The organism is Halosimplex pelagicum, from assembly GCF_013415905.1.
In the GTDB taxonomy this organism is placed as follows: domain Archaea; phylum Halobacteriota; class Halobacteria; order Halobacteriales; family Haloarculaceae; genus Halosimplex; species Halosimplex pelagicum.
The window spans coordinates 4,916,240-4,936,339 of the sequence record NZ_CP058909.1 but is presented as its reverse complement, the minus strand read 5'-3'; the positions used below and the strand labels follow the sequence as shown (position 1 = coordinate 4,936,339).

Genomic DNA, 20,100 nt, shown 5'->3' with positions numbered 1-20,100 from the left:
GGACGGTGTGTCACCGTCCGACAGGGACCGGCTCCGGAGTCGTGGACCGACCGTCCCGTCCGAGCGAAGGGAACTGCGGTCGTGGTCGGCCGAGCGCGGGTCGGCGGTCGCGGCCGACCGGACTTACTCGTAGTAACTGCGGCGTTCGACGACTTCGGCGAAGGCGACGTTCTCGCGCACGTCCGTGATCTCGACGGTGACGCGCTCGCCCTGGTCCGTGTCGGGCACGATGACGACGAACCCCCGCTCGACGCGGGTGATCCCGTCGCCCTGCTCGCCGATGTCCTCGATCTCGACGGTGCGTTCCTCACCCTCCTCGACCGGCGGCGACCGACCAGAGCGGTCGCCGTTCGAACGGTCGCCCCGCTCCGCTCGCGTCGCGTCGCCGGCGTCGCCCCCTTCGTCGTCGCCGCCGCTCGACGGCGAGGGGACCAGCGCCACGCGATACGTGTCGCCGGCCGCGAGCGAACCCGTTCGGACCTCTCGTTTCGGGACCTCGACGACGTAGGACCCGTCCCGTTCCTCGACCTGCGCGGAAAACAGACAGCGAAGCTGATCGGAGATCTCCATTCGTAGCGTCTATCTCCCACGCAGGCGGCCGGTCCACTTGGTTCTATCGTGTGCCGAGCGACACGACCGCCCCAGCGCCGACCGAACCCGTCTGTCGAACGGGTCCCGATCCAGCGCGGCCCGGCACGGCTCCGGGAGGCGTCCGGTACGCAGCCGGCCAGTGACCGATCTACGTACTGGCCTATATCTCCCAGTAGCGGTCCTAGAAACCGCTTTTATCGCCTCGACTGATCGTTCGACACAGCACTATGGCAACGACACACGCGCTCGATTCCGACCGGACCAGGGACCGCGACCGACTGTTCAGGGGGCTCGCGGCTCGGCGGCGGCGGGCCGCGCTCCGCGTCCTCCGGGCGTCGAACGCGGCGACGGTGGTCGACCTCGCGGAGGCCATCGGGACCAGAGAGGCCGCGGCGGACGCGGAGACCGACCGCGACGCTCACACCAGCGCCGTCGAGGCCGCTCTCCACCACCGCCACCTCCCGGTGCTGGTCGAGGCGGGTCTGGTCGACCGCCGCGACGACGGATCGGTGACCCTCACCGCCGAGGGCCGGACCGCGGTCGAGTGGTTGGACGAGCCGATGCCCTGACCGCGTCCGGCCCGGTTCCGAGCGACGGCGCCACCCGCGTCGGGGACGGCTCCGTTTCGTGAGAGTTCGGCCGCGTCACCGGACGTGCGCCGAAGCGGACCGGACGCGGCCGCGGCTGGTCGGTGCGAAAACGGACGGGCCCGGGCAGGGCCCGCCGCGAAACAACGAACGGTGGGGTGTGGGGCGGGTTCGGGGTGACCCCCGAACGAAGTGGATGGCTTCAGTGTCCGTGTGTGCGGACGGATCGGAGTGTGGCCGTTCGCGGCATAAGCTTTGTCCCGGCCGGCCCACGAACCCCGTCGAGACCGCTCGCGAGGCGTCGCCGCGAGAGCGTCCGTGCGCTGTTGGGCCGCACCGTCGCGATCCCGGTCCGCGCTCTCGGGGTCCGCCCCCGAAACCGGGAGTTTAACCTGCGCCAGCCACCTTCCGGACGGTATGTCGCTCGGCTCGTCGCTCGGTCGCTCGCTGCGACGGTGCGTCGCCGCGGCCGGGATCGGCGCGGAGACGCTCGGCTCGCCGGACGCGAACCCGGTCCCCGCCGACTGGCGCCACGTCACCAAAGTCGACCCGGAGACGGCGAAACTGCTCCCGGTCGCCTACCCGCTCTATCTCGAACACACCGACGCCGTCTCCGTCGGCGGGTCCAGCGCCGTCACCGCGGCGAACACCGAGGAGACGTTCCGCCTGCTGGCCCGCGCCCCGATCCCCGCCTTCCACGAGCCCAGCGAGGCCCGTCACGTCACCCAGGAGACCCGCGACTTGGCTGCCTTCCTCGCGCTCCCCGAAGTATTGAACGGCGAGATGGAGGCGCTCGTCGGCACGCTCGGCGAGGGACTGGCCTACATCCGCGACGAGATGGTCCCCGCGCTCCTCCGCGAGAAACTCCCCGGCCCCCTCTACCGGCTGGTCGGCGACCCGCTCGCCGACTTCGCGACCTCGTGGCTGCTGGCGGAGGCGGTCTTCGAGGCGTACATCGTCCAGAACCCCGACAGTGCGGCGGCCCGCCGCAGCGGCGTCGACGGGTCGGACGTGCTCTCGCCCGCGGTGGCCCGGGAGCGCGCGATGGTCGCCGACCGCCACCTCGACAGCGAGGTCGTCTACGTCGAGTACTCGGGCACCTACGGCGGCGACGAGGCCGCCGACGTGCTCCGGGCGGTCGCCGACTCCGTGAACGGCGCCCGCGTCTGGTACGGCGGCGGGATCGACGACCGCGAGAAGACGACCGAGATGCTCGCCGCGGGGGCCGACACGGTCGTCGTCGGCGACTGCTTCCACGACGTGGCCGACGAGGAGATCGAGATATGTGCCCGCGCGGTCGAGGCGCTCGGCGTCGCCCCTTCCGCCGACGAGATCCGGTCGTGGTTCGACGCCGCGGTCGACTCCGCGGAGACGGCAGCGGCCCGCTACCTCCGGACGACGCCCCGGGTCGACGACCCCGAAGCCGCCGCCGAGCGCTCGCTGCTCGTCGCGCTCGCGCTCTGTTTCGGCGCGCTCCCCGCGGCCGTCGAGGCGGAGACGGAGCCACCGGCGGACCGCGCGAGACGGCTGCTGTCGGCGACGGCCCCCGACGCCGCCGACCGCCTGGCGGCCGCGCTCGCCGCCGGCGACGGCGAACTCGCGGACGGCGACGACGCCCTCGCCGACTACTGCGACCGCGTCGCCGCCGCGCTGTCCGATACCGACCCCGAGCCCCGGCGGCTCCGCCACCTGAGTCTCTCGAAGCTCTCGGTGTCTCAGTGAGTGCGGGGATGGACGGGCGGCCGAACGACGGCGGAACTACCGGTCTCGACGGCCCGGGCTCCCCGGGAGGACGCCGGGGTCGCCGGAGAGGTAGATGTACTCGGCGGCGATGCCAGTCAGGATGGACTCGGAGTCGACGGCGTACTCGATCGCCCGGTCGAGGTACGTCGCGGAGATGTCGACGACGCGGTCGTAGGCCTCGGTGTCGTCGTCGGCAACGATGTACTCGGCGGTGACCGGGGTGAGCTGGGTCTCCGCGCGGTCGGCCGCGAAGTCGTCCACGTCGTCGAGCCAGACCTGCGCCCCGATGATCGCCAGGACGACGGCGTGCTCGAACGACGGTTCGATCGGGATGCCCGCGGCCCGGAACATCTCGATCATCCCCTCGTAGATGACCCCGACCCGCTCGTACTGGGTCTTGCAGTAGGGCCACCCCTGCTCCTCGACGGTCAGCGACCCGGCCTCGCCCTCGAACTCGGCGAACTTGTACTCCGCCTCGATGCGCTCGACGGCGTCGGCGGGGTCGCCACCCTCCTTATCGCCCTCGCCGAGCGCCCGCGCCATCAGCGCGCGGAAGTGCTCGTCGTCGGCCTGGTGGGTGTTCGACTCGGCGACGGCGGACTCGTAGGCCTCCCGGACCGCGTCGGGGAACCCCGCCATCTGCGCGTCGACGCGCTCGCGGAGCCGCGACTGGGCGATCCGGGCCGCCCGCTCGCGTTCGTCGTCGTCGAGCGCCGGGTCGGTCTCGAAGTCCTCGAACTCCGCGTCGTTGATCGCGTCGCGCATGTCGCCGTCGAGCAGCGCCTCGGTGCAGAGGCGGGCGACCCGCTCGACGCGGCCGACGAACTCGACCTGCTCGCTCGCCTCGCGGCGCAGTCGCTCCCGGCGGGCCGGGTCGGTGCCGTCGACGAGCGACCGGACGGCCTCGCCCCGCGACCGCGTCGGTTCGCCGGTGACCGGGTTGTAGCCGTCGCAGTCGTCGAGCGCCCGGCGGTAGAGATAGCCCAGCGTCAGCTCGACGGGTAGCGTCAGTTTCGTCTCGTATCGGAAATCGACGTCGTCGTAGCCGAGTTCGGCCTCGAGTTCGGCCTCGATGGCGCCGTAGGCGTCCGCGAGGAACTCGTCGAGGGTGTCGTCGACCCACGACTTGATCCGCAGCGCCGTGAGGTCGAGTTCGCCCGTCCGCGCGTAGAACCGGGCGACCGAGCGAACCGAGAGGGGGACCCGCTCGCGCTCGGACATCCAGCGCGCCGCGGTCCCGAGCGGGGCCGACGAGGCCGATCCGGAACTCATGGCGCGTCTGTTCCCCTGCGGCGTTTGTATAGCTGTTGAAACCGCCGGCCTCCCGTCGGTCGACGGGTTCGACCGGGCCCGGACGGTCGTTTCGCCGCCCCGGCTGACCTACTAGTAAGCTACGACGGGCGGGGCCGACGACGTATCTCGACCGAGAGTTGGTCCGTCGACGACTACACGGGCCGTATCGCACTAGTTCGCCGGCATCGTCCGTGTCCGGATCTCGGCTCGACAGGCTAACCGATCAGTTAGTTTTTCGTTCGATCGGTGCGTACGCTCGGGCATGACGAGATCCGTCAGTCCGCGCCGGTCGGACAGGTCGAACACCGAGATGGCAACGATCGGGTATCTGGTCGCGGTCCCGCTGTTCGCGCTGTTGCTCCCGATCGCACCCGTGTTGATCGTCCTCTGGCTGGCCGACCGGCTCTGAACGGCGTCCGTCGGATCGTCCGCCCGGCGGCCGCGGTCTCGCGGTCAGGCGTCCGACTGCGCGTCGCCGAGCCGGCGAAGCGCCGACACGTCGGCGCTCGACTGGAGTTCTCCGAGCGCCCGACGCCCCGCTTCCCGGCGGCGGGTCGCGTGCTCGCCGAGTCGCTCCGCCGGGCGCTCGGGGACGGCCACCATCGCCGACCCGGGCTCGCGGTCGAGCGCCCGTCGGATCGTGCGCGCCGCGGCGAAAGAGCGGCCCGCCCGCGCGATGGGGTCGAGGTGGCGGTCGTCCGCGTCGGCCAGTCGGGCACCGAGGACGGCGGCGGTCTCGCCGATCCGGCCCGCGGTCCGTTCGACGAGCGCGACCCGGTCCGGGGGCAACTCGCCCGTCCCGACGTAGGTGTCTACGAACGCTCCGGAGACGGCTTCGAGCGCGTCCGTAACCGTCTCGAAGCAGTCGCCGCGGTCCGGGCGGTCGGCGGCTGCGAGCGCCGAGTACGCCCCGGTGTAGAGGTAATCGCCCGCGAGGAGCGCGGCGACTTCGTCGCGGGTGAACGCGTGTGGCCGGCTGTCGGTGAGCTGGACGAGCAGCTCGCTCCGGAGCCGGCAGTACCCGCGGACCAGCTCCACCGCCGCCGCGGCGGGGACGGCTCGGTCGGTGTCCGGCCGGCCCGGCAGTGATCGGTAGGCGCCGGCGACCAGCTGGCCGTACCAGCGGTCCTCGGCGGCCTCGACCGTCTCGCGAGCGAGCGCGAGACCGTCGCCGTCGACGCCGTCCAGCGCCGATTCGAGGTGCGACTCGATCGCCGAGCGCGGGACGACGGTCGGCGTCACGAGTCAGTCGTCGCCCGCCGAGCCTTCGACGCCCGTCGGCTCGACGTCGAGGTTCTCCTCGGTCAGTTCGGTGCCCTTCCAGGTGCCGCGGCGGTACCACAGGACGGCGACGACCGCGCCGACGACGTTCGAGACGGCGAAGGAGATCCAGATCCCCGCCTCGCCGAGCGGGTCGGCGGCGAACCAGGCGACCGGGAACCGGACGACGCCGAGCATCAGGACGGAGATGGCCGCGGCGGTGAGCGTCCGACCGGCGCCGCGGAAGCTCCCGGTGTAGGCCCGGGTGATCCCGATGAACCCGAAGGTCAGCGCGACGTAGCGGAGGAACTGCGCGCCGACCTCGACGACCCGGTCGGCGTCGGCCTGGTCGGCGCCGACGAACACCGAGACGATGGGCTCGGGCGCGAGGAAGACGGCGACGCCCGCGAGCGTGAGGATGCCGAACAGCACCTTGGCCGCGAGATTGGCGGCCGCTTCCGCTCGCTCGGGTTTGTCCGCCCCCATGTTCTGGCCGGTCATCGTCTCGACGCCGCGGGCGACGGCGATGGCCGGCAGGACGATGACCGAGAAGACGCGCGTCCCGATGCCGTACGCGGAGACGACGGGGTCGGGGAACGTCGCGACGACGAACAGCAGGAGGTTCATCGAGAGCGCTCGCCCCATCCCCTCGACCGACGCCGGGAGCCCGATCCGGACCAGCCGGGGGAGATACGAGAGGTCGGGCACCATGTCGCGGAGGTGGATCTGGACGCCGCGCTCGCCGCGGAACATGATCGCCAGGCCGACCACCAGCGCGAGCCCGCGCGAGAAGACGGTGGCGATGGCCGCCCCCTGGATCCCGAGTTCCGGGAAGCTCACCGTCCCGACCAGCGGCGCCGACTCGACGACGGTCCACCCGAAGATCAGGAACGGGTCGAGGACGATGTTGAGGAGGACCGACCCGAACATCACGAGCATCGGCGTGATCGTGTCGCCGTAGCCCCGCATGAGCGCGATGAAGACGAAGAAGCCGAACATGAAGAGCAGACCCAGCGAGATGACCTCCATGTAGCTCGACGCCAGCGGCAACACGTCCTGCGAGGCGCCCATCAGCGAGAGGAACTTGCCGACGACGAAGTAGCCGATCACGCCAAGGACCAGCGACACGATGGCCGCGAACGTGACCGTCTGGGAGGCGGCGTACTCGGCCTCCCGGGGCTCGCCGGCGCCGGTGAACTGCGCGACGAGGACGCTCCCGGCGACGGAGATCCCGGTCCCGAAGGAGATGAGCAGGAACACCATCGGGAACGCGAAACTGATCGCCGCCAGCGCGTCCGTGCTGTACTGGCCGAGCCAGAACGTGTCCGCCAGGTTGTAGGCCGTCTGGAAGAGGTTCGTGACGACGATCGGCATCGCGAGGAAGAAGAGGGGCTTGCCGATCCCGCCCGACGTGAGGTCGAAGTCCTCGGGCCCCTTGAACAGGTCGTCGAGCCGACTGCGCAGCCCCATCAGTCGGCCACCCCCGCGGGCCCGTCGGCGACGAGGTGGCGCTCGGCGTAGCGCGTCATCGTCTCGGCCAGTCGGTCGGACGAGCGGTCGACGGCCGCTCGGCGCGCGTGCGCGCCGGAGATGGCCGTCACGAGGAACTCGGCCGCCAGCGCCGGGTCGATGTCGTCGTCGAACGCACCGGTTTCGACGCCGTCGGCGACGATCGACTCCACCCGTTCGAGGAGATACTCGTCGAACCGCTCCAGCCGCGTCCGGATCGCGTCGTCGTAGGGCGCCTGCGCGTTCACCGCCAGCATCGCCGTCCGCAACTGCTCGCCGGCGGTCCCCTCCCCGTCGGCGAGGACCGTCTCGAACAGCCCGACGAGCCGCTCGCGCGGCGTCTCGCCCGCGACCGACTCGATCCGTTCGGTGTAGCGGTCGTAGAGGAAGTCCAGAAACTCCGCGAACAGCGTCTCCTTGTCGTCGTAGTAGTAGTGGATCAGCCCCTTGCTCGTCTCGGCCTCCGCGGCGATGTCCTCCAGGGTCACGTCGGCGTAGCCCCGGTCGCAGAGCGCCCGATACGTCGCCTCTAGGATCTCCGTCGCTGCGTCGTCGTCCATCGGTCGATAGCGAACTTACTAACTAGTTAGTCAAAAACGTTTGGACTCGGAAGCGCAACGCTAGCGGCACCTGTCGATGTATTTCGCGTCCGCGCGAGACGGACCGGTTGGTATCTCTGTCGGGAGCCTGACGGAGCGGTCACAACTGTTAACCCCGCGAGCGCGGAAGTGACGGGTGATGGCCGATCCAACGGAGGGGAGCTTCTCGGAGCCGGAAACGGAGATCATGCGGGCGACCTATCGGGCGCTCCGGGAGCACGGGTACGCCGACCTCACGATCAAGCGGATCGCCGAGGAGTACGGGAAGTCGACCGCTGCGGTCCACTACCACTACGACACCAAGGACGAGCTGCTCGTCGCCTTTCTCGACTACCTGCTCGAACGCTTCGTCGACACGATCCGCGACGTGGAGACGACCGACCCCCACCAGCGCCTCGACCTGCTCCTCGACGAGCTGATATTCGCTCCCGAGGAGCACCGCGACCTGGCGGTCGCGATGCTGGAGATGCGCTCGCAGGCGCCGTACAAGCCCGACTTCCGCGAGCGCTTCCGCGGGAACGACGAGTACATCCGCTACATGATCAAGGCGGTGATCAACCACGGGATCGACGAGGGCGAGTTCGACGACGTCGACGCCGACCACGTGACGCGCGGCCTGATGACGATCGTCGACGGCGCCCGGACCCGGGCCGTCGTCCTCGACGAGGACGGCGCGCTCGAAACCGCGAGACGGACCGCCCAGGAGTACGTCGACGCCACGCTGACCTGACGAGGCCGGTCAGTCGTCCGACTCGTCCGCCGCGTCGACCGGTCGGAGCTCCAGCTCCGAGAGGTCGGTCGTACACCAGTGACAGAAGTCGATACTCGGGTCCAGTTCCCGACCGCAGCTCGGACAGTGCGTGACCGCTCCGTCCGGCGTGGCGGTGATCCGGGCGACGGCGTTGTGCGCTCGGGCGACCAGGTATGCGTCGATCACGCTCAGGGCCCCGACGAAGACGACGGGCGCGACCGCGAGCGGGTCGACCGGGTTATCGCTAACCAGCGCCGTCAGCGCCGCTTCGTCGACGAACAGGAAACTCACGCCGAGCAGGGCGACCAGCCACCCGGCCGCGCGGCGCAGCCGCCGGAGGTAGACGTGTCCGAGCCCCGTCGCAAACACTCCGAGCACCGCGGCGAGCCACGGCCGCTTTCGCGAAACGGATCCGTCCATACGGTTACTAACCGATTAGTCAGTCATAAGTCTTGTCCGGGCTCGCGACGGCGTTCGGCGGACTACGACTCCGGTATCGCTCGGAACCGGACGGTGATCCCGTCCGGATCGCTCGCCTCGAAGCCGTCCTCGCGGTCGGTCACCGGAACGCCGGTCGTCGAGAGGCGGCGGCGGGCGGTCGCGACCGTCCCCGCGTCGGGCAACAGGAACTCGAACCACGCCAGGCCGCGGCCGCCCGCCGGGTCGGTCCGGCCGTTCCAGGTGTTGATCCCGACGTGGTGGTGGTAGTCGCCCGCCGCGAGAAACGAGGCGCCGCGCGTCTCGGTCCGGACGCCCAGGCCCAGACGGTCGGCGTAGAACGCCCGCGCCCGGTCGAGCGAGGAGACTTCGAGGTGGACGTGGCCGAGATCCGTCCCGGGCGGTGCCTCGGCGGCGCCGTCGGACCCGGCGGCGAGGGCCGCCAGGTCGAGCGGGGCCGTCCCGATCTCGACCGACCCGTCGTCGGCGCGTGGCCACTCCTCGCGCGACCTGTCCGCGTACACCTCGACGCCGTTGCCTTCGGGGTCGGTGCAGTACAGCGCCTCGCTGACGTAGTGGTCCGAGGCGCCGTCGAGGGCCCCGCGCTCGCGGATCCGTTCGAGCGCGGCGCCGAGCGCGCCGCGCGAGGGGACCCTGAACGCGGTGTGGAACAGCCCCGCCTGTTTCCGATCCCTGGGCGGCGCGTCCCCGTCGGCCAGCAGTTCGAGCACCGGCGTCCCGCCCGCACCGAGCGTCGCCGCCGTCTCGCTCCGACTCCGCACTGTGAGCCCGACGGCGTCCCGGTAGAACCCGACCGTCTCGTCCAGATCCCCGACGGTCAGCGCCGCCCGGCCCATCCGCGCGGTCTCGGGGATCACCGGATCGTCACGCTCGGTGGCGTCGTCCATCGCCCGAACGTTGGACTCGGGACCGTATGTATCTCTGGTGACACCGGTGTAACCGGCCGGCGGCCCGGCCGGGCGGCCGAGCGGCCCGCTCACCGACCGTCGAGCCCGACGCCCTCGGCCAGTAACTCGTGGGACCGCAGCGCGTCCTCGTGGGTCGGCGCGGACTGCTGGATCATCACCTCGTCGACGCCCACGCGGTCGGCGAGCTGGTCGAGCAGGCCGGCCATCGTCTCCGGACTCCCCGAGATCGCCCGCGGCCACTCGCCGTCGTCGAGTCGCTCCGGCGTCGGCTCGGGAACCCCGCCGAGTTCGTCGACCGCCTCCTCGACGGTGGGCGGCTCGCCGACCTCGCCGCGGGCCATTCGGCGGAAGATCGCTTCGGAGACCGCACGCAGTCGGGCGGCCTCCCGGTCGGTCTCGGCGCAGACCGCGTTGACGGCGACCATCCCCCGCGGTTCGTCGACCCCGCCGGTCAACTCGGAGGGTTCGAACGCCTCGCGGTAGGTCTCGAAGGCGTGGGTCGCGAACTGCGGCCGGATGAACGCCGCGAAGCAGTACGGGAGGCCGAGTTCGGCCGCGATCTCGGCGCTCGACGGACTCGACCCGAGTACCCACGGGACGGCCGGTCCATCGGCCGAGCCCGGGATCTCGATGTCGGCGTAGGGGTGGTCGTCGGGGAAGTCGCCGTAGAGGTGCGAGGCGACGGCCTCGACCTTCTCGGCGTGGTCGCCGTCGGGGTCCTCGACGTGTCGGTCGGTCCCGAGCGCTCGGTCGACGGCGGGCGACCCGTTCGCCCGGCCGAGGCCGGCGTCGACCCGCCCCGGCGCGAGCGCGTCCAGCGCGCCGAACTGCTCGGCGACCTTCAGCGGGCTGTAGTGGTTGAGCAGGACCGCGCCCGAACCCAGCCGGATCGCGTCGGTCTCGGCCGCGAGGTGACCCAGGAGCACCTCGGGCGTCGTGCCCGCGAGCGTCTCCGCCCGGCCGTGGTGTTCGGCCACCCAGAACCGGGTGAAACCCAGCCGCTCGGCCTGCTGTGCGGCCTCGACGGTGTCGGCGTACGCCTCGGTCGCGGTACCGGACTCGGGGACGGGGGAGAGATCGACGGCGGACAGCTCCATGCCGACGCTGGGGCGCGACCGGGGAAAACCCCGGCGGTCGTCCGGTCGGTGGCCGCCGGTTCCGTCGCCGGCTTCCCGGCGGAGCGCGCCGTGGGCCCGGTCACGGTCCGCTGAGTTCGACGTCGCGGACCTCGAAGCGTGCCCCGCCCGCGTCGCTATCGGTCACGCGCAGGTCCCAGCCGTGAACGTCGGCGATCTCCCTGACGATCGAGAGCCCGAACCCCGTTCCGTCTTCGGTCGTCGAGTAGCCGTGGTCGAACACGGCGTCCTTGTTCGCGTCCGCGATCCCGGGGCCGTCGTCGGCGACGTAGAACCCGTCTTCGAGGTCGCCGACGGTGATCGTCACTCCGTCGCCCCCGTGTTCGACCGCGTTCCCGAAGAGGTTCTCCAGCAGTTCCTGGACGCGACTCCTGTCGGCGGTGATCACTTGCTGGGCGTCGGTCACGAGCGTCGCTCGCCCCGTTTCGACGTGGCCCCAGCACGCGCGGCTGAGGGTGGTGAGATCGACGGGTTCGGGATCGAGCGTCGCCGTCCCGGCCCGGGCGAACGCGTGGAGGTCGTCGAGCAGCGTCTCCGTCCGCGTCAGCGCCCGGTCGACCGCCGCGAGATGCGGGCAGTCGCAGTCCGCCCGTGCCAGTTCCAGGCGCCCGGTCGCGACGTTGAGCGGGTTTCGCAGGTCGTGACTGACGATATCGGTGAACGTCGCGAGCCGTTCGTTCTGTCGGGCGAGTTCCTGCTCGCGTTCGACGCGCTCGAGTGCGGCTGTCGCGTGCGCAGCGACCGTTTTCGCGAGCGAGACCTCCGTCTCGTCGAACGCGGCGGGTTCGGGCGACCCCATGAGGTGGACGCCGCGGTCGTCCAGCGGGAGGGCCAACTGGCTCCGGATCGGTGTGTCCGGGTTGTACCGGTCGTCGTTCGTCGCGATATCGTCGTACACCAGCGGTTCGCCCGACGCGAACGCGTTCCAGGCGATCCCCTCGCCCGGCTCGAAGGTCGGTGGTTCACCGATGAGTTCCTCCGTTCGGTCGGTCCACGCGACCGGGACCAGGCTGTCGTCCGCCTCGTCGTAGCGGTGGAACCCGTTGGCCGGCATGTCGAGGATGTCGCGGACGGCGCCGACGGCTATCTCCGCGACCTCCTCGGCGGTCTCGGCCTGGATGAACGCGCGAGCGGTACTGTGGAGGTCCGCGATCGCCTGCCGATGTCTCCGGTGGTCGGTCGTATCGAGTACCGTACAGACGAGTTCGCCGTGGTCGGTCGTGGCGAGCCGGTGGTCCTCGACGAACGTGGTCCCGTCCGCGCGGAGCCCAGTCGTTTCGCCCCGCCAGAACCCGTCGGCCCGGACGGACGGGAGTATCGCCTCCCGGATCTCTTCGGTGTCCCGGTCGGGGTAGAGCAGCGACCAGTGTTCACCGAGCAGTTCCGCCCGGTCGTACCCGTAGAGGGCTGCGTAGGCCTCGTTGACGTAGATGAACTCGCCGTCGGAGTCGAGGATGCTGATGCCCTCCTGGGCGGTCTCGATCGCCCGGAGGTGCCGTTGCTCGGCCTGCTCTGCCCGTGCCCGCTCGACAGCGTTGATGACACGGTTTGCAAGCAGGGTGTACTGTTCGGTGCCCGTCCCCTTCTGGAGATAATCGGAGACACCGGCGGAGATCGCGTCGCTCGCGATCTCCTCGCTCCCCTTGCCCGTGAACAGGATAAACGGTAGATCGGGTCGGTCCGCCCGAACGGCTTCGAGGAATTCGAGCCCGTTTCGACCGGGCATGTCGTAATCGGAGACGACGCAGTCGATATCGCTCTCGTCGAGTCGGGCCACCCCGTCGGCGACGGTCGTCACCGTTTCGACCCTGAGTCGCTCGTCTTCGCGTTCCAGATAGGTCGCCACGAGATCCGCGAGATCCGGATCGTCGTCGACATGGAGTACCCGAATCGTCCCCGATATCGATGTCGACGGTTGCATTCGGAATACTCGATCGAACGCTCGAATAAGAATTTGGGTGCAGCTATCACCGGTGAATCCGCGACCTACCCCCGGCCGTTGTCCCACCGATCTGTCGGGTCCTGACCCTCGGGTGCGCTCGAACCGGCTCGACCCTGCCCGAAGCCTGGACACCCACCCTGCGTCCAGCGCGTTTCGCCCGAGTCGAGGGGCGAGTCCGTGGTGAGCCCTGGACGGACACCGAGATCGTGGACAACTGATTATTTCGGCATTTACGCCCCTGAATCGGCCGTTCTGTACGGATTGCTCGTTTATCGGTTGTTTCTGTTGGACGAGTCGTGAACGGAAGCCGACTGACAGCGACCGCAGTCGACGGTGAGTGATGAAAGCCCTCGCCGCGCTCGCTCGGAATCGGATCGACCGCACTCGACGGAGGCAGCAGGCGATGAAAGCCCTCGGCGCGCTCGCGGTCGCTGAGACGGGATATCCGCGCTCTCGGCACCGCCCGCGCGGATAGTGCCCGCTCAGACGACTGAAGTGGACGCGAGCGCGCCTCGCCCTTTCAGTCCGCCAGGACGGCAACTGCCCCGCGACAGCAACCGCAGACGGCCTCACACCTCCCCAACCTCTTGCGATGCTCGCAGGCTGCGCTTCTCATCCCTCGCGCGACTGTTTCGAGCGGCCCGCCACGAGGCGGGCACGCTCGACAGCACGCGCCAACCGCACAGTACCGCAACTGCAACAACGCTCACCTGCACCGCGCGCGACGACCGTCTCTCCCGTTCGGGACGGTCCGACGGATACATCCGCCCGCCGGGTTCACACGAACGTATGAGCGAGATCGACGTGGAAGCGGTCGACGACATCGACGACGACGCGGTCCCGTCGGGGGTCGACGCGCCCGATTACGTCCTCTACGGGGGCAAGGGCGGCGTCGGGAAGACGACGATGGCCGCGGCGACGGCGCTGGCGAGCGCCCGCGACGGCACCGCGACGCTCGTCGTCTCGACCGACCCGGCCCATTCGCTCTCGGACACGCTGGAGACCGATATCCCGGCCGAGCCCGCCCGGATCCGCGAGGACGTGCCGCTGTACGCCGCGGAGATCGACCCCGAGGCCGCGCTGGAGGACGGCCCGTTCGCCGAGGGCGGCGGCGGTCTCGGCGGGGCGGGCGGGGCGATGGGCGGGCTGGGCGAGATGCTCGGCGGCGCGGGCGAGGAGATGGTCGACCCGCTGGGCGGGTCGATGCCCGGTGCCGACGAGGCCGCCGCAATCAGACTGCTCATCCGCTACATGGACGACCCGCGGTTCGACCGCGTCGTCGTCGACACGGCGCCAACGGGCCACACCCTGCGGCTGCTCGAACTCCCCGACGTGATGGACTCGATGCTCGGGAAGGTGCTCGCCATGCGCGAGCGGATGGGCGGGATGATGGAGAACCTCGGCGGGATGTTCGGCGGCGACGACGAGGACGTTGACCCCGAGGAGGGACTGGACGACCTGCGCGTGCTCAGCGACCGGATCGAACAGCTACGGGACGTGCTGCAGGACCCCGAACAGACCGACTTCCGCGTCGTGATGGTGCCCGAGGAGCTGTCGGTGCTGGAGTCGGAGCGACTGCTCGGTCGGCTCGACGAGTTCGACGTGCCGGTCGGGACCGTCGTCGTCAACCGGGTGATGCAGGATCTGGCGGACGTGACCGACGCCGACGCCGACTGGTTCGTCTCGCCGGATCTGGACGACTGCGAGTTCTGTCAGCGACGTTGGGACGTGCAGCGCGACGCGCTCTCGCGCTCCCAGGAGGTCTTCCGCGGCCACGACGTGCGCCGCGTCCCGCTGTTTGCCGAGGAAGTTCAGGGCGAGCGGACGCTCCGGATCGTCGCCGCCTGTCTGGAGGAGTAGACGGTCGCTCGGCGACGGCTCAGGACAGTACCCACCGCACGAGCCGGTAGCCGGCGTCGCGCAGGCTGTCGGGGAGATGGCGAGTGGCGACCATCGCGGTCGCGAGCGTGCCGACCGGGTAGCGGGCGTCGGGGTCGGAGGCACAGGCCGAATCGGCGATCACCGCCGCGACCTCCGAGGGATGGACGCCGAAGTCGTTCCCGCTCCCGAGGACGTTCGTGTCTTCGAAGAGGGCGTAGAGGTCGCCGTAGCCCGCCGAGCGGTCGAGGCGGTCGATCTGGGAGTCGGCGCGGTCGCCGAACTGCGTCGCGACGGGACCGGGTTCGACCAGCACCACGTCGATTCCGAACTCCTCGACCTCGACGCGGAGCGCGTCGCTCATCGCCTCCAGGGCGAACTTCGACCCGCTGTAGGCGCCCGAGCCCGCGGTCGCGATCCGGCCCTGGACGCTGGAGACGTTGACGACCGTCCCCGTCCCGCGCTCGCGCATGTTCGGCAGGACCGCCCGGGTGAGCCGGTGGGGGCCGTAGACGTTCACGTCGAACTGGTCCGCCAGCGCGTCGACCGGCACGTCCTCCATCGGGCCGTACTGGGCGTAGCCCGCGTTGTTGACCAGGCAGTCGATGCGTCCCGTCTCTTCGAGGATCCGGTCGACGACCCGCTCGACGTCGGCGTCGCTCGTCACGTCGAGCTCGGCCGTCTCGCAGCCGGCTTCGGCCAGGTCGGCCACGTCGTCGGTGTCCCGGGCCGTCGCGTACACCGTCCACTCCCGCCGCAGGAAGTCGACGGCGGTCGCCCGCCCGATGCCCGACGAGCAACCAGTTATCAGCGCCGTCTTCGTCATGTGCCCGACGACGAACGCCCACCAGTTAAGTCTCGGTTCTCCGGATCGACTGGAATCGGCGCCGGTGACAGGGTAGATAGTGCGGTCGGCGCGCGCTGGAGCGCGCTCTCGTGCGCGCGACGACACCGCGCGAGGGATGAGCGAGAGAAGCGAGCGAATCGGCTGGGGAGGTTCGTGGTCGTCTGCGGTGCTGTACGGTGCGGTGCTGTCCTGGTGGACTGAAAGGGCGAGGCGCGCTCGCGCTTGCGTGGTCGTCTGAGCGGGCCACTATCCGCGCGGGCCGTGCGGAGAGCGCGGATATCCCGGTCAGCGACCGCGAGCGCGGCGAGGGCTTTCGTCGCCTGTTGTCATCGTCGAGTGCGGTCTCAGCTACTCCTAGCGAGCGCGTCGAGGGCTTTCATCGTCTGCGGTCTCCGTCGAGTGCGAGAGAAGCGACTGCGAGCGACCTGAGACTGACTCACACACCCAGAACTGTCGCGACCGGTGCGTTCAAGCGGCGACGGGCCTACGCGAAGGTATGGACGGGACGCGGATCGCCGACGTGAGCGACCTCTCGACGGACGACACCTTCCTCTTTCGCGTGCGCTCGGTGGACGAGAACGCCGTCGCCAGCGGTGACGCCGCCCTCCGATCCGACGAACGGACGGCCGACGCCGCTGACGAACGGGCGGCCGAGGCGGTCGACGAACGGACGAGCGAGGCGGCCGACGACACCGACCCCACGACCGAGACCGACGGCGGCGAGACCTCGGCGACCAACGACGACGGGATCGCGATGCCGGACGACATGCAGGACGGCGATGACGACGTGCGCGAAGCGATCCTCCTGAAACTGGGCGGCGAGGACGACGACGCCGAGGCGGTCGTCGGGTGGCTGAACTACTGCCAGCACATGACCCACATCAAACTCGACAAGGGGTCGGGGGCGCCGGTCCGCGACGGCGAAGTGATCTGCGTCAACCACGGCGCGCTGTTCGCCGCCGACTCCGGGGAGTGTACCTACGGCCCCTGCGAGGGCGCGTTCCTGAACGAACTCGACGTGCGAGTCGCCGACGGCGGCGTCTATCTCGACGACGAGGACTTCGAGTACGTCGGCGAGGGACCGGTCGAGAGCGACGACGACGACCTGTCCTCCTCGTCGAACGTCATTCTCTGAGTCGCGCTATTCGATGACGAACGACGGCTCGGCGACGGCCTCGCTCTTGCACTCCGGGCACCGGGCCGGGCGGTTGACCAGGTCGTCGAACTCGTCGAAGCCGCAGTCCTCGCAGGTCGGCGGCGCGACGAGCAGCGTCTCGTCGGTCGGTTCGAGCGACTGAGAGATGTGTTCGACGTGGTCGAGCGCGGTGGCGGTGCGGACCTCGAATTCGTTGGCGAGCGCGCCCGCGGCCGTCGGCTCCTCGCGCAGTCTGTCCGCGATCCGCTGGCGCGTCGTCCGGCTGGCCTCGCGCATACCGGCTCTTGGTGAACCGGCCACAAATCGGTTCCGCCGGCGGCGCCGCCCCCTCGGCCCGCCGACGTGTCGGAGTTGTCACAATGAAAAAGGCCTTCAGGCGAGGCTGTGGAGGACTGAGTATGGACGCCGTCGTACTCGCGGGTGGTTACGCAACGCGGCTTTGGCCGATCACGCGCCACCGGCCGAAGATGATGTTGCCGGTGGGCGAGACGACTGTCATCGACCGGGTCCTCTCGGAGCTGGAGTCCGACGACCGGATCGACGACGTGTACGTCAGCACGAACGAGCGCTTCGCCGAGGACTTCAGGGAGTTCCTCGCCGACCGCGACTACGAGAAACCGCGGCTGTCGATCGAGGACACCACCGGCGAGGACGAGAAGTTCGGCGTCGTCGGCGCGCTCGGCCAGCTGGTCGACCGCGAGGGGATCGACGACGATCTGTTCGTCATCGCCGGGGACAACCTCATTAGCTTCGACGTGAGCGACTTCATCGACGCCTACGAGGACAACGGCGCGACGACGCTGGCCGCCTACGACGTGGGCTCGCGGGAGAAGGCCAAATCGTACGGCCTCGTGACGCTGGACGGTAACGAGGTCGTCGACTTCCAGGAGAAGCCGTCGGACCCGGCGAGCACGCTCGTCTCGATCGCCTGCTACGTCTTCCCCGCCGACCAGGTCCGCTTCGAGGAGTACCTCGCGGACGGCAACAACCCCGACGAGCCCGGCTGGTTCATCCAGTGGCTCGTCGACAACGACGAGGTCTACGCCTACACGTTCGACGACGCGTGGTTCGACATCGGCACGCCCGAGAGCTACCTGGAGGCCGTCGCCTACTACCTCGACGGGGACAGCCGCGTCGCCGACGGCGCCACCGTCGAGCACTCCACGCTCGGCGAGAACGTCCACGTCCTCGACGACGCCGAGGTCGTGAACTCCAACCTCGACAACTCCATCGTCTTCCCCGGTGCGACCCTGCGCGACTGCGACATCCGCGAGTCGATCATCGACCGCGAGACCACGCTCGAAGACCTCAATCTCGCCGGCGCGCTCATCGGCGCCCACACCACGATCACCAACGGCGACGGCGGGCACTGACGCCCGCGACGGGCGATCGGTTCGCCCTCGTGCCGTTTCTGCGACGGCTCCCGCCCGCTCAACAGCAGTCGCTCTCCGGCGTGCAGACCGCTTCGGTCGCTTCGCCGCGGTCCGCGACGCTCACGTTGCCGTCGAACAGCGTCTCGGCCAGTGCCCACACGATCTCCACGCCGACCGCGGCCGGGACGGCCGTCGTCGCCGCGTCGACCTCCTCGGCCCAGGTCTCGTACTCCGCCCGGTCCTCGAAGGTCTGGATGTATCCGCAGACCTCCCGGTAGACGGTCTCGACGGGCACCCCGTCGACGCCCTCGGGGTCCGTCGAGACGCCGATAGAGACGACCGCGTCCTGGTGGGAGACGGCCACGCCGTGGTCGCCGACCTCGAAGGTGACCTCGGCGCCGCGCACCGGCGTCGTCGACCGGACGGTCCCGCGCTCGCCGGTCAGGTACGGGTAAACCAGCGGATCCAGCACGCAGATGTACGTCTGTTCGCGCTCCGCGCCGACGAACGCGTGGTCGCCGTCGTCGGTCGCACAGAGGTCCGCGACGGTCGGCGCCCTCCCGCGTTCGTCCTCGATGGCCGCCCGCATCGTCTCGATCCACTCGCCGACCGTCGCCGGCGCGTCGGTCCCGTAGAGTTGCCCGAACGCCTCCCCGACTGCCGGCGGGAGCGGCGTTTCGTCGACCGATCGGTTCCGCTCGCTATCGACCGAATTCGCTACTTCAACCCACATGCGACTATAGTTCGGATAGCAAAGTTATTAAACTGTCAAGTCCAAAGTATCGAACCCAATGCGCGATGGCGAAGCCACGGCGGAGATGGAGTGTGCGGCCGACGAGGCGGCGTGTCACTGTCTGCTCTCGGAGCCGATGGCGCTGCTGGGCCGCAAGTACGTGATGGACATCGTCTGCGTCGTCGCGAACCACGGGACGGTCCGGTTCGGTGAGATCGAGGCCCACCTCCCGGGCGCGAGCACGTCGACGCTGTCGACGCGGCTGGACGAACTCGTCGAGGCCGGACTGGTCGAACGGGAGCGCTACGCGGAGATCCCGCCCAGGGTGGAGTACGAACTCAGCGACGAGGGCGCGGAACTGGGCGAACGGCTGGAGCCGCTCGTCGAGTGGGCCATCGAGCGCGGCGAGGAGTGCTGTTAGCGGTAGCAGAGGGTGCGATTTCTATCGTCACCGTCTGTTCGTGGGTAAAATCAGTCGGTCTGTGAAGTCGAACGACAGTGACCGCAGGGGACAGCAAGCGCTGAAAGCCCTCGACGTGCTCGCGGTCGCTGCGCGGGATATCCGCGCTCTCCGCACGGCCTGCGCGGATAGTTGCCCGCTCAGGCGACTGAACTGCGCGCGAGCGCGCCTCGCCCTTTCAGTCCACCAGGGAGCGCGACCACCCGCACAGCAACCGCAGATAGCCTCACACCTCCCCAACCTCTTGCGCTTCTCGCAGGCTGCGATGCTCATCCCTCGCGCGACTATTTCGAGCGGCCCGCCAGAAGGCGGGCACGCTCGACAGCACGCGCCGACCGCACCGCTCACCGAAACAGCCACTTCCTGTACTGAGCGGGCGGTCCAGAGGCCGTCCTGAATAGAGAACGGCAGCAAGCGCGCGAGCGGGGCGGTGGCGTCGCTCGGCGGTGTGTAGACGGCTGAGGGGAGTAAGCCCCCTTCTGTTCGGCCCGGCATTCGGCTGAGCGTCCGCGCTCGCGTCCGGGCTACCTTGCCGCGCGGACTTGCACCGGTGAGGATTCGCCGTTCCATCCGTTCTTTCCCGTCGACCCTCCGTGGGTTAGCTCTCCCTCGCTTCGGCGGAGCCTCGCTCGGAGTTCGCGCACGTCATCGGTCGGGGAAAGGGGTCTCGTTTCTGTTCCAGCGCCAGCGGTCGCCCGCTCCGGGTTTGCACCCGGTCACCTGCCCGGACGGTGGGGGGACTTTCCTCATGCCCGTAGCGCGCCGACGGAGTCGACGCGGGCCTGAGCACGGAGGCCGGGCTCCCTCTGCCGGTCGGAGATAGCGGACACCGGGGATTAAGCCCGTCGGTCCGCACGCCCGCGTCGGCCGACAGT

Annotated in this window: 20 protein-coding genes and 1 other RNA gene; 8 read left to right on the top strand and 13 right to left on the bottom strand. The window is 69.8% G+C overall.

What is annotated here, in order from left to right; all coding sequences use genetic code 11:
* Positions 1-123: 123 nt before the first annotated feature.
* Entirely contained in the window at positions 124-570 is a 447-nt protein-coding gene (locus tag HZS54_RS24720; RefSeq protein ID WP_179919727.1) for a TRAM domain-containing protein, read from the bottom strand.
* Positions 571-818: 248 nt separating this feature from the next.
* Between HZS54_RS24720 and HZS54_RS24715 the strand changes: the two genes are divergently transcribed.
* Both HZS54_RS24715 and HZS54_RS24710 read left to right on the top strand, forming a co-directional pair.
* Positions 819-1,160 (top strand): DUF7344 domain-containing protein, encoded by a 342-nt coding sequence (locus HZS54_RS24715; protein WP_179919726.1) that lies wholly within the window; start codon positions 819-821, stop codon positions 1,158-1,160.
* 435 nt (positions 1,161-1,595) lie between these two features.
* Complete coding sequence (locus HZS54_RS24710; RefSeq protein ID WP_179919725.1) at positions 1,596-2,900, top strand: geranylgeranylglyceryl/heptaprenylglyceryl phosphate synthase; 1,305 nt, start codon at positions 1,596-1,598, stop codon at positions 2,898-2,900.
* A 36-nt stretch (positions 2,901-2,936) separates the two neighbouring features.
* Here HZS54_RS24710 and HZS54_RS24705 read toward each other — a convergent pair whose 3' ends face one another.
* Positions 2,937-4,193 carry a hypothetical protein gene (locus HZS54_RS24705; RefSeq protein ID WP_246391731.1) on the bottom strand — a complete coding sequence of 419 codons (1,257 nt, stop codon included), beginning with the start codon at positions 4,191-4,193 and terminating at the stop codon, positions 2,937-2,939.
* A gap of 283 nt (positions 4,194-4,476) precedes the next feature.
* Between HZS54_RS24705 and HZS54_RS26765 the strand changes: the two genes are divergently transcribed.
* Positions 4,477-4,623: a DUF7535 family protein gene (locus tag HZS54_RS26765; protein WP_425484362.1), complete on the top strand. Its 147-nt coding sequence runs from the start codon at positions 4,477-4,479 to the stop codon at positions 4,621-4,623.
* 44 nt (positions 4,624-4,667) lie between these two features.
* Here the strand turns inward: HZS54_RS26765 and HZS54_RS24700 are convergent, their stop codons facing one another.
* From HZS54_RS24700 to HZS54_RS24690, 3 genes are read right to left on the bottom strand one after another with little or no spacing between them, the layout of a single operon-like run.
* Positions 4,668-5,456, bottom strand: coding sequence for a polyprenyl synthetase family protein (locus tag HZS54_RS24700; RefSeq protein WP_179919724.1), 789 nt, complete (start codon positions 5,454-5,456; stop codon positions 4,668-4,670).
* 3 nt (positions 5,457-5,459) lie between these two features.
* On the bottom strand, positions 5,460-6,944 hold the full coding sequence (locus HZS54_RS24695) for an MATE family efflux transporter (RefSeq protein WP_179919723.1): 1,485 nt from the start codon (positions 6,942-6,944) through the stop codon (positions 5,460-5,462).
* Positions 6,944-7,543: a TetR/AcrR family transcriptional regulator gene (locus tag HZS54_RS24690; protein ID WP_179919722.1), complete on the bottom strand. Its 600-nt coding sequence runs from the start codon at positions 7,541-7,543 to the stop codon at positions 6,944-6,946. The genes HZS54_RS24695 and HZS54_RS24690 overlap by 1 nt, the downstream gene beginning before the upstream one ends.
* A 178-nt stretch (positions 7,544-7,721) precedes the next feature.
* On the opposite strand from HZS54_RS24690, the gene HZS54_RS24685 reads away from it, so the two are divergent.
* Positions 7,722-8,312, top strand: coding sequence for a TetR/AcrR family transcriptional regulator (locus HZS54_RS24685; RefSeq protein ID WP_179919721.1), 591 nt, complete (start codon positions 7,722-7,724; stop codon positions 8,310-8,312).
* Between the two features lie 9 nt (positions 8,313-8,321).
* Here the strand turns inward: HZS54_RS24685 and HZS54_RS24680 are convergent, their stop codons facing one another.
* The 4 genes from HZS54_RS24680 to HZS54_RS24665 form a co-directional block, all read right to left on the bottom strand.
* Positions 8,322-8,753, bottom strand: coding sequence for a zinc ribbon domain-containing protein (locus tag HZS54_RS24680; RefSeq protein WP_179919720.1), 432 nt, complete (start codon positions 8,751-8,753; stop codon positions 8,322-8,324).
* Between the two features lie 62 nt (positions 8,754-8,815).
* Positions 8,816-9,679, bottom strand: a complete 864-nt coding sequence (locus HZS54_RS24675; protein WP_179919719.1) for a VOC family protein — start codon at positions 9,677-9,679, stop codon at positions 8,816-8,818.
* An 89-nt stretch (positions 9,680-9,768) separates the two neighbouring features.
* On the bottom strand, positions 9,769-10,797 hold the full coding sequence (locus tag HZS54_RS24670) for an LLM class flavin-dependent oxidoreductase (RefSeq protein WP_179919718.1): 1,029 nt from the start codon (positions 10,795-10,797) through the stop codon (positions 9,769-9,771).
* 100 nt (positions 10,798-10,897) lie between these two features.
* Positions 10,898-12,757 (bottom strand): hybrid sensor histidine kinase/response regulator, encoded by a 1,860-nt coding sequence (locus HZS54_RS24665; RefSeq protein WP_179919717.1) that lies wholly within the window; start codon positions 12,755-12,757, stop codon positions 10,898-10,900.
* Positions 12,758-13,567: 810 nt separating this feature from the next.
* Here HZS54_RS24665 and HZS54_RS24660 point away from each other — a divergent pair.
* A complete protein-coding gene (locus HZS54_RS24660) occupies positions 13,568-14,638 on the top strand; it encodes an ArsA family ATPase (RefSeq protein WP_179919716.1) in 1,071 nt (356 codons plus the stop codon).
* A 19-nt stretch (positions 14,639-14,657) separates the two neighbouring features.
* Here HZS54_RS24660 and HZS54_RS24655 read toward each other — a convergent pair whose 3' ends face one another.
* A complete protein-coding gene (locus HZS54_RS24655; RefSeq protein WP_179919715.1) occupies positions 14,658-15,482 on the bottom strand; it encodes an SDR family oxidoreductase in 825 nt (274 codons plus the stop codon).
* 517 nt (positions 15,483-15,999) lie between these two features.
* Between HZS54_RS24655 and HZS54_RS26375 the strand changes: the two genes are divergently transcribed.
* Entirely contained in the window at positions 16,000-16,638 is a 639-nt protein-coding gene (locus HZS54_RS26375; protein ID WP_246391730.1) for a Rieske (2Fe-2S) protein, read from the top strand.
* A 6-nt stretch (positions 16,639-16,644) separates the two neighbouring features.
* Here HZS54_RS26375 and HZS54_RS24645 read toward each other — a convergent pair whose 3' ends face one another.
* The gene (locus tag HZS54_RS24645; protein WP_179919714.1) at positions 16,645-16,935 is read right to left on the bottom strand and encodes a transcriptional regulator; all 291 of its coding nucleotides are present in this window, start codon (positions 16,933-16,935) and stop codon (positions 16,645-16,647) included.
* Positions 16,936-17,057: 122 nt separating this feature from the next.
* Here HZS54_RS24645 and HZS54_RS24640 point away from each other — a divergent pair, with 122 nt between their 5' ends.
* Positions 17,058-18,032 carry a nucleotidyltransferase family protein gene (locus HZS54_RS24640; RefSeq protein WP_179919713.1) on the top strand — a complete coding sequence of 325 codons (975 nt, stop codon included), beginning with the start codon at positions 17,058-17,060 and terminating at the stop codon, positions 18,030-18,032.
* 58 nt (positions 18,033-18,090) lie between these two features.
* On the opposite strand, the gene merB is transcribed toward HZS54_RS24640, so the two are convergent.
* Positions 18,091-18,765, bottom strand: coding sequence for an organomercurial lyase (gene merB, locus HZS54_RS24635; RefSeq protein ID WP_179919712.1), 675 nt, complete (start codon positions 18,763-18,765; stop codon positions 18,091-18,093).
* Between the two features lie 58 nt (positions 18,766-18,823).
* On the opposite strand from merB, the gene HZS54_RS24630 reads away from it, so the two are divergent.
* Positions 18,824-19,186 (top strand): winged helix-turn-helix transcriptional regulator, encoded by a 363-nt coding sequence (locus HZS54_RS24630; RefSeq protein WP_246391729.1) that lies wholly within the window; start codon positions 18,824-18,826, stop codon positions 19,184-19,186.
* A gap of 495 nt (positions 19,187-19,681) precedes the next feature.
* Here HZS54_RS24630 and rnpB read toward each other — a convergent pair.
* Positions 19,682-20,036, bottom strand: an RNA gene (gene rnpB / locus HZS54_RS24625) — RNase P RNA component.
* Positions 20,037-20,100: the final 64 nt, after the last annotated feature.

What these genes read in the sequence shown, in the direction of transcription:
- HZS54_RS24720 (WP_179919727.1), bottom strand. Translation starts at nt 570, where the DNA reads ATGGAGATCTCCGATCAGCTTCGCTGTCTGTTTTCCGCGCAGGTCGAG.
- merB (WP_179919712.1), bottom strand. Translation starts at nt 18,765, where the DNA reads ATGTGGGTTGAAGTAGCGAATTCGGTCGATAGCGAGCGGAACCGATCG.
- HZS54_RS24695 (WP_179919723.1), bottom strand. Translation starts at nt 6,944, where the DNA reads ATGGGGCTGCGCAGTCGGCTCGACGACCTGTTCAAGGGGCCCGAGGAC.
- HZS54_RS24645 (WP_179919714.1), bottom strand. Translation starts at nt 16,935, where the DNA reads ATGCGCGAGGCCAGCCGGACGACGCGCCAGCGGATCGCGGACAGACTG.
- HZS54_RS24630 (WP_246391729.1), top strand. Translation starts at nt 18,824, where the DNA reads ATGCGCGATGGCGAAGCCACGGCGGAGATGGAGTGTGCGGCCGACGAG.
- HZS54_RS24640 (WP_179919713.1), top strand. Translation starts at nt 17,058, where the DNA reads ATGGACGCCGTCGTACTCGCGGGTGGTTACGCAACGCGGCTTTGGCCG.
- HZS54_RS24655 (WP_179919715.1), bottom strand. Translation starts at nt 15,482, where the DNA reads ATGACGAAGACGGCGCTGATAACTGGTTGCTCGTCGGGCATCGGGCGG.
- HZS54_RS24680 (WP_179919720.1), bottom strand. Translation starts at nt 8,753, where the DNA reads ATGGACGGATCCGTTTCGCGAAAGCGGCCGTGGCTCGCCGCGGTGCTC.
- HZS54_RS26765 (WP_425484362.1), top strand. Translation starts at nt 4,477, where the DNA reads ATGACGAGATCCGTCAGTCCGCGCCGGTCGGACAGGTCGAACACCGAG.
- HZS54_RS24690 (WP_179919722.1), bottom strand. Translation starts at nt 7,543, where the DNA reads ATGGACGACGACGCAGCGACGGAGATCCTAGAGGCGACGTATCGGGCG.
- HZS54_RS24705 (WP_246391731.1), bottom strand. Translation starts at nt 4,193, where the DNA reads ATGAGTTCCGGATCGGCCTCGTCGGCCCCGCTCGGGACCGCGGCGCGC.
- HZS54_RS24665 (WP_179919717.1), bottom strand. Translation starts at nt 12,757, where the DNA reads ATGCAACCGTCGACATCGATATCGGGGACGATTCGGGTACTCCATGTC.
- HZS54_RS24670 (WP_179919718.1), bottom strand. Translation starts at nt 10,797, where the DNA reads ATGGAGCTGTCCGCCGTCGATCTCTCCCCCGTCCCCGAGTCCGGTACC.
- HZS54_RS24715 (WP_179919726.1), top strand. Translation starts at nt 819, where the DNA reads ATGGCAACGACACACGCGCTCGATTCCGACCGGACCAGGGACCGCGAC.
- HZS54_RS26375 (WP_246391730.1), top strand. Translation starts at nt 16,000, where the DNA reads ATGGACGGGACGCGGATCGCCGACGTGAGCGACCTCTCGACGGACGAC.
- HZS54_RS24710 (WP_179919725.1), top strand. Translation starts at nt 1,596, where the DNA reads ATGTCGCTCGGCTCGTCGCTCGGTCGCTCGCTGCGACGGTGCGTCGCC.
- HZS54_RS24675 (WP_179919719.1), bottom strand. Translation starts at nt 9,679, where the DNA reads ATGGACGACGCCACCGAGCGTGACGATCCGGTGATCCCCGAGACCGCG.
- HZS54_RS24685 (WP_179919721.1), top strand. Translation starts at nt 7,722, where the DNA reads ATGGCCGATCCAACGGAGGGGAGCTTCTCGGAGCCGGAAACGGAGATC.
- HZS54_RS24660 (WP_179919716.1), top strand. Translation starts at nt 13,568, where the DNA reads ATGAGCGAGATCGACGTGGAAGCGGTCGACGACATCGACGACGACGCG.